The sequence below is a fragment of the Rahnella victoriana genome (assembly GCF_004330295.1).
Classification (GTDB): Bacteria; Pseudomonadota; Gammaproteobacteria; order Enterobacterales; family Enterobacteriaceae; genus Rahnella; species Rahnella victoriana.
In genome coordinates, this window is sequence record NZ_SJOJ01000001.1 from 88,911 (window position 1) to 100,922 (window position 12,012).

Sequence of the window (12,012 nt, forward strand, 5' to 3'; positions counted from 1 at the left end):
ATGCCTCAAATTAATAAGCAAGCTAATATAATAATTAATGGACGAAATTAGTTGATTTAGCGACAGAAAAAGAGAGAAACAAAGAAAATTGAGTTAACACCGAAGAAGAGGGGCAAATTTCAGGCATAAAAAAACCACCCGAAGGTGGCTATAACGACATTACTACTTTATTGCTTTTGATTATTCTGTAAATTTTCCCATGGTACCCGGGACGAGACTTGAACTCGTACAGCCATAAGCCGAGGGATTTTAAATCCCTTGTGTCTACCGATTCCACCACCCGGGCTCCGGGAAAATTGGAGGCGCGTTCCGGAGTCGAACCGGACTAGGCGGATTTGCAATCCGCTACATAACCGCTTTGTTAACGCGCCTTAAATCTTACTACTTGTCTTGCACTTAAACCAATTATTGAATCAGTTTAAGAAAATTTGGAGCGGGAAACGAGACTCGAACTCGCGACCCCGACCTTGGCAAGGTCGTGCTCTACCAACTGAGCTATTCCCGCTTTAATCAGAAACTACTGATTTTTTTAACTAATCTTCAGGCATAACACTGTCTGCCTTCCGATGCGTTGCATTCTACTGACCTGACGGTTTGAGTCAATAAAATTATCAGCTTCATGCGATCGTTTGACGGTTTTTACGTCAGTTTGATCAGGGTTCCAGCAAATCGTGGCGCGCAGCGTTCAGATATTGGAACATTGACCAGAAAGTCAGCACCGCCGCAATATAAAGTGCAACGATACCCACGCCGATCACGATGTCATCAGGACGCCATAACAGCGCGACCAACGACAGCATCTGTGCAGTCGTTTTCACTTTCCCGATCCAGGATACCGCCACACTGCTGCGTTTACCAATTTCGGCCATCCACTCACGCAAGGCTGAAATGATAATTTCGCGGGCGATCATGGTTGCGGCAGGCAACGTAATCCACCAGGAGTGGAAATGCTCAGCCACTAATACCAGCGCAACGGCCACCATGACTTTATCGGCCACCGGATCAAGGAATGCCCCGAAACGCGTTGTTTGCTTCCAGCGACGGGCGAGATAGCCATCAAACCAGTCAGTGACCGCAGCGAAAACGAAAATCAGCGCACAGGCCAGCGGTGCCCACGGATAATGCAGGTAGAAGGCCAGCACGAAGAACGGTATCAGTACAACGCGGAACAGGGTAAGGCACGTAGGTATATTAAATTGCATAGCGAAGGTAACTGTTTGTCCGGTGTGGATATTATGAGTATGTTGCTACATTGCCTTTAGTGTTTCAACGCATTATGAATCTTTTCTGCTAATGCGATTGAAATACCCGGTACCTGTGCAATTTCCTCTACGCTGGCATTCAGTAAAGGTTGAATGCCTCCCATGTATTTCAGTAAAACCTGACGCCGTTTTGGCCCGACGCCTTCAATCTCTTCCAGTGCACTGGTGGTACGCACTTTAGCGCGCTTCTGACGATGCCCGGTAATGGCGTGGTTATGCGAATCATCACGAATATGCTGGATGACATGCAGTGCCGGGGAATCCGCCGGTAGGGCAATCCCCTCCCCTTCCGGAACGAAGAACAGTGTTTCCAGCCCGGCTTTACGATCGGCGCCTTTGGCAATACCGATCAGCAGCGGTTTGGATTTATCCCATTCAACATTCAGCGAATGGAACACATCCAGCGCCATACCGAGTTGCCCTTTACCGCCATCAATAAAGATGACATCAGGGATTTTGTTCTCTTCCAGCGCCTTGCCATAACGACGCTGCAACACCTGCGCCATCGCGGCATAATCATCGCCTGGCGTGATGCCGGTAATATTGTAACGGCGGTATTCGGAGCGCACCGGGCCATTACCATCAAATACCACGCAGGAGGCCACCGTCTGCTCGCCCATAGTATGGCTGATGTCGAAGCATTCCATGCGGTTAATTTCCGCAAGATGCAGGGTTTTTGCCAGTTCCGCCAGCCGCTGATGGATGGTGGACTGCTGCGCCAGTTTGGTCGTCAGCGCGGCAGATGCATTGGTCCGCGCCAGTTTCAGATAACGGGCACGGTTGCCACGCGGCTTACTTTGGATTTGCACCTTGCGCCCGGCTATTTCGCTCAGCGAGTCCGCCAGCAGATCTTTTTCCGCCAGATTGAAATCCAGCAGAATTTCGCCGGGAAGGGTGCGTTGCTGACTGCCCTGCAAATAGAATTGTCCGACGAAAGTTTGCACCACTTCGCCAAGATCGGTACCGCCCGGCACTTTCGGATAGTAACTGCGGCTGCCCAGCACTTTGCCCTGACGGATAAACAGAACATGCAGACAGGCCATGCCTGACTCAAAGGCCACGCCGATGACGTCCAGATCTTCGCTGTTGCCGGAAACGAACTGCCGCTCCGTCACGCGACGCACGGCCTGAATCTGATCGCGGATCCGGCCTGCATCTTCGAAACGCAGCGCCTGACTGGCCTCTTCCATGCGGTTCACCAGCTGGGTGACCACCTGCTGATCTTTGCCTGACAGAAACAGACGGACGTAATCCACCTGATCTTTATAATCTTCGTCGCTGACCAGTCCTTTGACGCACGGCCCGAGGCAGCGGCCAATCTGATATTGCAGACAAGGGCGCGAACGGTTGCTGTAAACGCTGTTTTCACACTGACGGATCGGGAAAAGTTTTTGCAATAACGCTAACGTCTCACGCACGGCATAGGAGTTAGGGAAAGGCCCGAAATACTCGCCTTTGGCGTGTTTTGCCCCACGGTGTACCGAAATTCGCGGATGGTTATCCGCACTGAGAAAAATCAGCGGGTACGATTTATCATCGCGCAGCAAAACGTTATAGCGTGGCTGATACAGCTTGATGTAGTTATGTTCGAGCAGCAGCGCTTCGGTTTCGGTGTGCGTGACAGTGACATCGATTTGCGCAATATTTTTGACCAGCGTTTCCGTCTTGCGGCTGGAAACCTGAACACGAAAATAGCTCGAAAGACGTTTTTTAAGGTCTTTGGCTTTACCTACATAGATTACGGTGCCACTGGCGTCGTACATCCTGTAGACGCCCGGCTGGCTGGTGACCGTTTTCAGAAAGGCTTTAGGGTCGAAACGCTCATCACTCACTGCCTGATAAAGTCTCCGTATTGAACAAACCATGTCGGATTGCCAGATGGGTTAACTCAACATCGCCGCTGATATTTAATTTACTAAACATCCGGTAACGATAACTGTTAACCGTCTTCGGGCTCAAGTTCAGTTGTTCTGAAATTTCATTCACCTTCTGCCCCTTGGTAATCATCAGCATGATCTGAAGTTCACGCTCGGATAAGGAGTCAAAAGGCGTTTCTGACTGAGGTTCGATCTGGCTCAGCGCCATTTGCTGCGCAATGTCAGACGCAATGTAGCGCTGACCCGAATCCACCAGACGGATAGCATTCACCACTTCCTGTGGTGCTGCCCCTTTACTCAGATAACCGGAAGCCCCCGCTTGCATGACCTTAGCGGGCAACGGGTTTTCAGTATAAATCGTTAACATGATGATCTTGATATCTGGGGAGAAACGGACGATTTTCTTGGTCGCTTCAAGCCCGCCGATACCCGGCATGTTCATATCCATCAGGACAATATCAACGTCATTAGTCCGGCACCATTTGACGGCATCTTCACCGCATTGCGCCTCACCAACCACTTTGATGCCTTTGATATCTTCAAGAATGCGTCGGATCCCTGCGCGCACCAGTTCATGGTCATCAACAAGAAGAACGCTAATCAAAGAGAATTCTCCAAAAAATAAGGGCGACACACCGTCAGGTTCTTCAAGCCTGTCTTACGTTCTGAACAAAATAGGTGTTCTCAGACAGCTTATAAAATGAAGAGAAGGTGGCAATAAGAGGCCAGCATCAACAAACTTGCCCCACTGCCGCACATCGGCAGTGTTTTTAAATCAGGAAGACACAGTTATTTATTATAGCCCGCGTATTTTACTCTATCCCGCCTTCCTGACCAAGGAATGTCTGCAAAAAACTAGTTTGCTGAATGTAAATGAGAAGTGCCATCAGCTGTATTAATAAATTATAAAAAAATCCAGCCTAATCAATCAACAAGCCTCATCCGCTAGGTTTTCTTTCAGGCAGTAAAAAAATAAGCACAGGCTTTTTTACTGCACTAAAACAACCACAATGCGGCACTGGCTATTTAACCGCCAACGCGTACCCTGCATATATCTATGATATAACCGATTATTATTTATGATCGCACGAATTGCCGATGGCTTATATGAATAAGTTTGCACATAAACATGAGAAAGGCTCATTGAGCCATTATGTTTAGTATTCTTTACCGGGCGTTCTGTCGGACTTATATGACTCTTTTGTTGCACGATTTTCAGCCTGCCGGCGATGCTGCACTAAAACGTGCCAACTATGCTAAAATGCGGCCACTTTTCTACTGTCCGGAATTCGGAGCACGGCCCCCGCAGCCTGCCTGAGGAGATAAACATAATGAGTAATTGCGATTTTACGACTGAAGCAAACGTTGAAACACTGGCAACGGAAGTCGCCTGCCTGAAAGCCACCCTGACCCTGATCCTCAAAGCGATCGGCCAGGCTGATGCCGGCAAAGTGATGCTGAACATGGAGCGTTTTGTCGCTCAGATGGAAGATGAGCAACAGGCAGAAGTGTTCAAAAACTCCCTGCAACAGATCAAATTCGCTTACCGTCAGTAAATGCCTTCCGGAGTCTGTCGCCAGACAGACTCTGTTTCCCCTCAGCCCCTCCCCTGAACTTCTGCTACAATCATACCCTGACCCCCTTCCCTGAGGACAACCACATGAGTGACGGAAACAATAAAGAAAACAAAAGCAAAGCTGACGATGTTCATATCAGTGACGGGCTGGGTGAGCTGATCCAGGTTTCAGAACAACTGACCGAAGAAGAAATCGAAAGAGCGGCCGAAGAGGCGAAACAAGCCGTCGAAGATGCCAAAAAACAGAACCATCATTGATCCATGCATCGCCATTTCCTTGCCCCTCATCAGGCCATTGCGCCTCTGGCCATTGATTACCAACATGGCGACAGCGAACCCGCTCACAGCCACAGTTGCTCGCAGCTTATTCATACTTTGTCCGGCATTGTTGAAGTGCATACCTCGCTTGGCACCTGGATGGTGCCGCCCGGGCGCGGTGTCTGGCTGCCGGCAAATGTCGTGCACAGTCTGCGGTTTATCGGCGGCGTAAAAGCCCGGACGCTGTTTGTCGATCCGCTGGCACGGGCTGATTTGCCCGCCCAATGCCAGGTGGTACAGATTTCTCCCCTGCTGCGCGAACTGATCCTGTCATCGCTGACCATTCCGGCAGATTATCTCTCCGGCGGGCGTGATGAGCGCATTATGGAATTATTGCTGGATGAACTCCGCCTCCTGCCGACGCTGCCGCTGCATCTGCCGGAACCGAAAGAGCCGGAACTGCTGAGCCTGTGCCAGCAGATACGCGCGGATTTGTGTGCTTCATGGGAACTGGAAGATGTCGCACAGCGACTGGAGATCAGCAGCCGGACGCTTTCGCGCCGCTTTCAGCGTGAAACCGGATTGCGTTTCAGTGACTGGGTTCGTCAGGCCAAATTGCTCGAAGCCCTGAACCAGCTGGCGGCCGGTGTGTCGGTCATAGATGTGGCACTGGCACTCGGTTATGAAAGCCCGAGTGCCTTTAGCGCGATGTTCCGCCGTTCACTGGGCGTATCACCCAGTGAATATTTTAGTCAGCCATAACCGCACTGGCGGCATTGAACAGCGCCTGCAACGAGGCGCCGGAGACATCACTGTCGATGCCCACGCCATAGCAGTTTTCCCCCAACCGCCCCTGACAACTCAGATAGGCCACCGCGCGGCTGTGGCTCTGATGTCCCAGCGTATGCTCATGATAATCGCCGATTTCCAGCTGCACGTCGTAACTGCGGCGCAGTGCATCTGCCGCCCCGGACAACAAACCGTTGCCGCTGCCGGTAATATGCTGTTCTTCATTGCGATAGCGTATCCGAGCACTGAAATGGCACACGTTCTGTTCATCACTGCGGATATCGTAACTCAGCAATTTCAACACCGGCTGATCGGTTAACCCGTAACGCTGACGGAACAGCCGCCAGATATCGCTGGTGCTCATCTCCTTGCCGTGGGTATCCGTTTCGCGCTGCACTGCTTTACTGAAATCGATTTGCAAACCACGCGGCAATTTCAGCCCGTGATTTTGCTCCAGCAGCCAGGCCGCCCCGCTTTTCCCCGACTGACTGTTGACGCGGATCACCGCTTCATAACTGCATCCGACGTCCGCCGGATCTAACGGCAGATAAGGCACGCGCCAGACAGGATTGTCTGACACGTTCTGCACCGCGAACCCTTTTTTGATCGCATCCTGATGCGAGCCGGAAAACGCGGTAAACACCAGTTCACCGGCATAAGGATGGCGCGGATGCACCGGCAACTGGTTACATTCTTCCACCGCTTCGACTATTGCCTGCAAATTGCTGAAATCCAGTTGCGGCGCAACGCCCTGAGTATAAAGATTCAGCGCCAGCGTCACGAGATCAACATTCCCGGTACGCTCGCCGTTACCGAACAGACAGCCTTCCACGCGGTCGGCACCGGCCAGCATCGCCAGTTCGGCGCAGGCTACGCCGGTTCCGCGATCATTATGCGGATGCACGCTGATGGAAACCTGCTGACGGCGGCTGAAATGGCGGCAGAACCATTCAATCTGATCGGCATAAATATTCGGTGTGCTGACTTCCACGGTCGCCGGTAAATTGATGATCATCGGGCGCGTATTGCCCGGCTCCCAGACATTGGCGACGGCCTCACACACTTCCAGCGCAAACTCCAGTTCGGTAAAACAGAAGGTTTCCGGCGAATACTCAAATGTCCATTCAGTCTGTGAATATTGTTCGCATAACTGACGGATTTGCTGAGCGCCGCGCACAGCCAGATCGCGGGTTGCCGCCTGATCCTGATTGAACACCACTTCACGGAATACTGGCGCGGTGGCGTTATATAAATGCACGATGGCGCGCGGCACATCTTTCAACGCCTCAAACGTGCGGGCAATCAGATCCGGCCGTGAAGGCGTCAGCACCTGGATCACCACATCGTCCGGGATCACCTTGTCTTCAATCAGGCCGCGTACAAAATCAAAATCAGTCTGAGACGCGGACGGGAACGCCACCTCGATGTGTTTAAAACCACAGCGCACCAGCAAATCAAAAAACTGACGTTTGCGGGCATTGTCCATGGGTTCGGCCAGCGCCTGATTACCGTCACGCAGGTCACTGGAGCACCACTGCGGCGCTTTATCGAGCACATTTCCCGGCCACTGACGGTCGGGTAAATTCACCTGCGGAAAGGGACGGTACTTTTGCGACGGGTCGTTTAACATGCGGTTTTCCTTATGATGTCGGTTCAGCGGTAAAGCTCTGTTAAACCCATAGTACGCAAACGATAACTTCGTGCGCCTGACTAACTGACAGCAACCCTCGCAAAACGGACAAAAAGAAAATGATAAATGAATCAGACTCACGCTATAGTGCATAACTAAACGCGTCCAGTCCGGCGATCAGAGGTCGTACAGAATGAAAAGGGTTCTGAATTCAAACGAAAAGAAACGGCTTGCGGCGCTGCAAAAATTAAAGATTGCAGACGGCAATCCGGATGAAGTTCTTGATCTGATTACCCGTCTTACCCAGCAAATTTTTGATATTCCTATTTGCATCATTACTCTGGTTGACCAGCATCGTCAGTGGTTTAAATCCAAAACCAACACGGCGTTGCGTTATACGGCGCGGGATATCGCGTTTTGCGATTACACCATCCGTTCCTCGTCAGTGATGGTGGTTAATGACGCCCTGCTGGATGCGCGTTTTTGCGAAAATCCGCTGGTCACCGCCGAAGAAGGCATGCGTTTCTACGCCGGCGCGCCGCTGATCACCCGTGACGGGTTCGCGGTCGGCAGCCTATGTCTGGCGGATAAACATCCTCGCGATTTTTCGGCGCAGGAAATCGACATGCTGTCGGACCTGGCGGCGATTGTCATCGATATCATCGAATCGCGCAGTACCATGAGTTTTGTGGATATTGTGACGCGGTTACCCAACCGCCAGCGTCTGATGGAAGATATCTCGCATCTGATCAAAGCACCGGACAATACCCCCTGTTTACTGATCCTGATCGATACCCTCGACACTCTCTACGCCTACGACATCGGACGCGCCATCGGCATTCCGAAAGTCGAAAACATTCTTAAAGATATCGGTTCCTTCCTGCGTAGCGAACTGAATGAGAATGACAAAGTGTACAGCCTGATGCTGGGCCGCTTTGCGCTGATTAAGCGTCTGGACGAACAGGAAGAAATTTTTAATCAGCTGGAAATCGCCGCAGCCAAAATCCAGCAAAGCATTACCAGTGACATCCCGATCAATGTACGGTTGCACGCGGGCTATACCGTGTTCTCGTCCACCTCGCCTTGCGCTGAAAACATCATGCGCCAGGGGATGTCCTCCCTGCACGAAGCCATCAGCAATAACCAGCTCATCATGCCTTATCAGCAGGAGTCGGACGTTATCCAGCGTCGCGCGTTTAACCTGCTCAATGATCTGATGGCTACCGTGGCGTCCTGCGAAGATTTTCATCTGGTTTATCAGCCGAAAATCCGTCTGGCCGACAAAAAATTTCAGGGCGTTGAGGCGCTGATCCGCTGGCAACACCCGACGCTGGGCATCATCTCGCCGTCTGAATTTATCCCGCTGGCGGAAAAAACGCCGCTGATTACCCCGCTCACCAACTGGGTGATCACGCAGGCCGTGATGCAAATTGCAGAATGGCAAAAGCGCGGCGCGCAGATTCAGGTCTCCATTAACCTGACCGCTAATAATCTGGTGGAACAGGATCTGGTTCAGCGCATTCATACCGCCCTGATCCTGCATCAGGTATCACCGTCGATGCTGGAAATCGAGTGTCTGGAGACGCAGACGCTGGCCAACAATCCGCATGCCGTGGCGTCGCTGGACGCCCTGCGTCAGATGGGGATCAGCATTGCGCTGGATGATTTTGGTGCCGGCTACAGCAACCTGAATTACCTGCAAAAAATTCCGGCGGACACACTGAAACTGGATCAATCGCTGATTCAGGGCATCAGTAATGACAGTAAGAGCAAAGTGATTGTGAAATCGATGATTGAGATGGCGCACGCGCTGAGCTATCAGGTGGTGGCAGAAGGCGTGGAAGATAACGATACCTTGCTGTGTCTGGAAGAACTGCACTGTGATTCCGTGCAGGGTTTCTATTTTTCGCGTCCGCTGCAACACGACCAGATCCTTGAATGGTCGAAGCCCTATATCTGATCCCGGTTCATCTTCAGCAGACGTAAAAAAACCCGCTTTCAGCGGGTTTTTCATTTTAACTAGTTGCTGCTGCCTTCGGGGCGGATGTTGTAAGTACCAAAGAAGCTGCGATCTGTTTCCAGGCTAATGCTCTTGCCATTGGCATCAACGGTGATGGAACCCGTCGTTTTCGTCAGCGCACAGGCAATCCGGACATCAATGGTGCGCATCCCGTTTGGCACGTTCAGATCCACGTACTGATTAAAGTGCAGGGAAGCGACAGTCTGCCCGTCTAAAAAGACCATCAGCGGACAGGTTTTTTCGAACGGCACCAGCGACCACTGTTCCAGACGATGCAGGCGGATATGGGTCTGTCCTTCCGGCGGTGTCGCGCTTGCATTTGCGAAAGATGACTTGACCTGAAGCGTCGGTTCGTAAGGGTTACCCGCGCATCCGGCTAAAAATAAAGCAGCCAAAGCCACCAGTGTTTTTTTCATCGTTATCTCCCTGAGTTTATGAACGAATGATAGCAGTGTGCGCGCTGCGGGCAACAAAAAACCGGTAGCCTCCGTCCGCCAACCGGCCATAACCGCAAAAAGTCCGCTAAATCTGTGACATTCGTACAAAAATCGACCACCCGAATTGCTAACCGCTTCGTGCTGGTATTTGATACTCTTATTAAGATTTATCCGATCAGCCGTTCAACTCAGCGTCAGGAATTATTATGTACAGCTACACACTCATCGCACCCGCAGGGATCGTTCAGCATTACGAAGACGAATTCCGTCAGATAGGGATTGAGCTACTGGTTGCCAAACAGAACCGTTCAGAAACGGTCGTCTTACGCAGCAGCCAGTTCAGCGAAGAAAGAACCTTTATCACGCACGTACATCTGCTGATTTTCAGCCTGTGCATGCGGGTACAGAAACAACTCAAAAATGGCAATGCACCGAATACGACGATTATGTACTGATCTTTTTTTCTTCCTGCAACAATGTTTGCCGCAGGAGAAGGTGAAATCAGACCTTGCTGAAACATTTTTCAACCACTGCATCAAACACTTCTTCAACCTGGATCCTATCCATCGGATGTTTCAGTGTATCAACAAGGACTTCACCTTCCACTGGCGGTCGGTAGATAACTTTATGCAGATTGAGGTTTTGGTAAGGTCCGTTCTCATTGGGCGGATTAAGAACAAACAGACTGACCGTTTTTGTCTTAGCGGCAATGGCTAAATGCAGCGGACCGGTATCATTTGTGACCAGAATATCCAACGCATTAATAATCGATAGCAATTCTGGCATTGTGGTTTTGCCCACATAGTCAATGATGTTAAGGCGTTCTTCGACATTCATCTTCGACATGAAACCCTGTGCAATTTCAAGTTCGCCAGGAGAACCAATTAAGATTAATAAACAATCAGGATAGGTGTTTATCAATCTTTGGGCCAGTTTGACAAAATGCTCCTGAGGCCAGCGGTGGGTTAATTTAGAAGCCCCCATCTGAAATCCAATCAGCTTTTTGTTAGACACTTTCTCAAACTGAGGGATGTTGCCAGGTATAAACATTTCTGTTTGGTTTGGATCACACCCCAGCAAACTGACCAGATCTAACTTTCTTTGGATGATGTGTTGCTTTTGTCCCCGGGTAACTCCCGCCAGCCACTTATCCAAACCCGCCGGTTCATTTCGGTAATAATCTTTAAATAAGTACTCGCAACCACAAATGACGGAAGCAATAACATCATAGGGTGCTCTGCTATGGAGGGTGACAGCAAGTTGGGGTTTTTCAGCTCTCAATGCAGGAATGAGCTTCCTCATATCACCGAATGTATTATCCATCGGTAATACACGGTCAAAATTTTCTCCGGGAGTCACTAACGCCGCGTTTTGGCGACTGGTTACCAGAACAATCCGGGCAGAAGGATAACGTAACCTGACAGCCCGAATAGCGGCAGTGGTAAACATAAAATCACCAAGACGTTTGGTTGAAAAAATAACGATGCGTTCAAAATTTCGGCGCTTATCGAAGGTCTTAGGATTTTTCAGATTGCCCGCACAGCGGCTATAACAAAAAATAAAAGCGTTGATAAGTTTTATTCTTATATTTTTCCAGGACACTCATAACCTCATCTTAACGACTAATAATTATTCATAAACCGTCTTGATCCGTTATGAATACTCAACGCTCAAAGACATATGAATACGCATAGTATTAAAAATGAGGAGCATGAGAAAGTAGTAAAGGATGAAGAGATAAAAGAAAACATATTTTGGGAATTTCATGATTTGAGGCACTGATCTGAAAGGATGTTGGTGGGTCGTGGCGGGTTCGAACCGCCGACCAATTGATTAAGAGTCAACTGCTCTACCGACTGAGCTAACGACCCAACGCACAGGATTATTCTCCTGTCGTCTGAGGATGTCAAACGCTTATCCCCACTTTATTTGCCGTTATTCTCAGAGATATTTGTGAAGCTCATCACGGGCAAAAAAGGTATTATTCCCGCCTTCGTCACTGACATTTGATTAATTAACACTCAATTATCCGCGATGTAAAAAATACGATACATTTTTTTCTTCGGCATTTTTCATGCCAGTTATAATAAATGCGCACTTAACATTACTATTACACCATCCGCAGCAACTGTCGTTCCAGTTGTGGTGATAAAAGAGCCGTTC

General features: G+C 50.0%; 11 protein-coding genes and 4 tRNA genes. 5 read left to right on the plus strand and 10 right to left on the minus strand.

Features of this window, described 5'->3' with window-relative positions:
• Positions 1 to 200 precede the first annotated feature (200 nt).
• The 6 genes from EYY67_RS00430 to uvrY form a co-directional block, all read right to left on the minus strand.
• A tRNA-Leu gene (locus EYY67_RS00430) sits at positions 201 to 286 on the minus strand.
• Positions 287 to 297: 11 nt separating this feature from the next.
• Positions 298 to 371 (minus strand) — tRNA-Cys (locus EYY67_RS00435).
• Between the two features lie 58 nt (positions 372 to 429).
• Positions 430 to 505 (minus strand) — tRNA-Gly (locus EYY67_RS00440).
• 148 nt (positions 506 to 653) lie between these two features.
• Entirely contained in the window at positions 654 to 1,202 is a 549-nt protein-coding gene (pgsA, locus tag EYY67_RS00445; protein ID WP_095921300.1) for a CDP-diacylglycerol--glycerol-3-phosphate 3-phosphatidyltransferase, read from the minus strand.
• Between the two features lie 56 nt (positions 1,203 to 1,258).
• Positions 1,259 to 3,094: an excinuclease ABC subunit UvrC gene (gene uvrC, locus EYY67_RS00450; RefSeq protein ID WP_278248202.1), complete on the minus strand. Its 1,836-nt coding sequence runs from the start codon at positions 3,092 to 3,094 to the stop codon at positions 1,259 to 1,261.
• The gene (uvrY, locus tag EYY67_RS00455; RefSeq protein WP_013576296.1) at positions 3,087 to 3,743 is read right to left on the minus strand and encodes a UvrY/SirA/GacA family response regulator transcription factor; all 657 of its coding nucleotides are present in this window, start codon (positions 3,741 to 3,743) and stop codon (positions 3,087 to 3,089) included. Before uvrY ends, uvrC begins: the two co-directional genes overlap by 8 nt.
• A 727-nt stretch (positions 3,744 to 4,470) precedes the next feature.
• Here uvrY and EYY67_RS00460 point away from each other — a divergent pair.
• From EYY67_RS00460 to EYY67_RS00465, 3 genes are all read left to right on the plus strand, one after another.
• On the plus strand, positions 4,471 to 4,695 hold the full coding sequence (locus EYY67_RS00460) for a DUF2594 family protein (protein ID WP_015697982.1): 225 nt from the start codon (positions 4,471 to 4,473) through the stop codon (positions 4,693 to 4,695).
• Positions 4,696 to 4,799: 104 nt separating this feature from the next.
• A complete protein-coding gene (locus EYY67_RS24430; protein WP_162928667.1) occupies positions 4,800 to 4,973 on the plus strand; it encodes a hypothetical protein in 174 nt (57 codons plus the stop codon).
• Positions 4,974 to 4,976: 3 nt separating this feature from the next.
• Positions 4,977 to 5,735: an AraC family transcriptional regulator gene (locus EYY67_RS00465; RefSeq protein WP_095921297.1), complete on the plus strand. Its 759-nt coding sequence runs from the start codon at positions 4,977 to 4,979 to the stop codon at positions 5,733 to 5,735.
• On the opposite strand, the gene leuA is transcribed toward EYY67_RS00465, so the two are convergent.
• Positions 5,722 to 7,392: a 2-isopropylmalate synthase gene (leuA, locus tag EYY67_RS00470; RefSeq protein ID WP_095921296.1), complete on the minus strand. Its 1,671-nt coding sequence runs from the start codon at positions 7,390 to 7,392 to the stop codon at positions 5,722 to 5,724. The two genes, EYY67_RS00465 and leuA, sit on opposite strands and share 14 nt — an antisense overlap.
• Positions 7,393 to 7,585: 193 nt before the next feature.
• On the opposite strand from leuA, the gene EYY67_RS00475 reads away from it, so the two are divergent.
• A complete protein-coding gene (locus tag EYY67_RS00475) occupies positions 7,586 to 9,352 on the plus strand; it encodes a sensor domain-containing phosphodiesterase (RefSeq protein ID WP_119826519.1) in 1,767 nt (588 codons plus the stop codon).
• A 59-nt stretch (positions 9,353 to 9,411) separates the two neighbouring features.
• Here the strand turns inward: EYY67_RS00475 and EYY67_RS00480 are convergent, their stop codons facing one another.
• Positions 9,412 to 9,828, minus strand: a complete 417-nt coding sequence (locus EYY67_RS00480) for a hypothetical protein (protein ID WP_119826521.1) — start codon at positions 9,826 to 9,828, stop codon at positions 9,412 to 9,414.
• Between the two features lie 227 nt (positions 9,829 to 10,055).
• Here EYY67_RS00480 and EYY67_RS00485 point away from each other — a divergent pair, with 227 nt between their 5' ends.
• Positions 10,056 to 10,304, plus strand: a complete 249-nt coding sequence (locus EYY67_RS00485; RefSeq protein ID WP_095921293.1) for a hypothetical protein — start codon at positions 10,056 to 10,058, stop codon at positions 10,302 to 10,304.
• 46 nt (positions 10,305 to 10,350) lie between these two features.
• Here the strand turns inward: EYY67_RS00485 and EYY67_RS00490 are convergent, their stop codons facing one another.
• On the minus strand, positions 10,351 to 11,451 hold the full coding sequence (locus tag EYY67_RS00490) for a glycosyltransferase family 9 protein (protein ID WP_131692589.1): 1,101 nt from the start codon (positions 11,449 to 11,451) through the stop codon (positions 10,351 to 10,353).
• 193 nt (positions 11,452 to 11,644) lie between these two features.
• A tRNA-Lys gene (locus EYY67_RS00495) sits at positions 11,645 to 11,720 on the minus strand.
• Positions 11,721 to 12,012 lie beyond the last annotated feature (292 nt).

Coding starts and splice junctions, on each gene's coding strand:
- pgsA (WP_095921300.1), bottom strand. CDS start 1,202: ATGCAATTTAATATACCTACGTGCCTTACCCTGTTCCGCGTTGTACTG.
- EYY67_RS00460 (WP_015697982.1), top strand. CDS start 4,471: ATGAGTAATTGCGATTTTACGACTGAAGCAAACGTTGAAACACTGGCA.
- EYY67_RS24430 (WP_162928667.1), top strand. CDS start 4,800: ATGAGTGACGGAAACAATAAAGAAAACAAAAGCAAAGCTGACGATGTT.
- EYY67_RS00465 (WP_095921297.1), top strand. CDS start 4,977: ATGCATCGCCATTTCCTTGCCCCTCATCAGGCCATTGCGCCTCTGGCC.
- leuA (WP_095921296.1), bottom strand. CDS start 7,392: ATGTTAAACGACCCGTCGCAAAAGTACCGTCCCTTTCCGCAGGTGAAT.
- EYY67_RS00475 (WP_119826519.1), top strand. CDS start 7,586: ATGAAAAGGGTTCTGAATTCAAACGAAAAGAAACGGCTTGCGGCGCTG.
- EYY67_RS00480 (WP_119826521.1), bottom strand. CDS start 9,828: ATGAAAAAAACACTGGTGGCTTTGGCTGCTTTATTTTTAGCCGGATGC.
- EYY67_RS00485 (WP_095921293.1), top strand. CDS start 10,056: ATGTACAGCTACACACTCATCGCACCCGCAGGGATCGTTCAGCATTAC.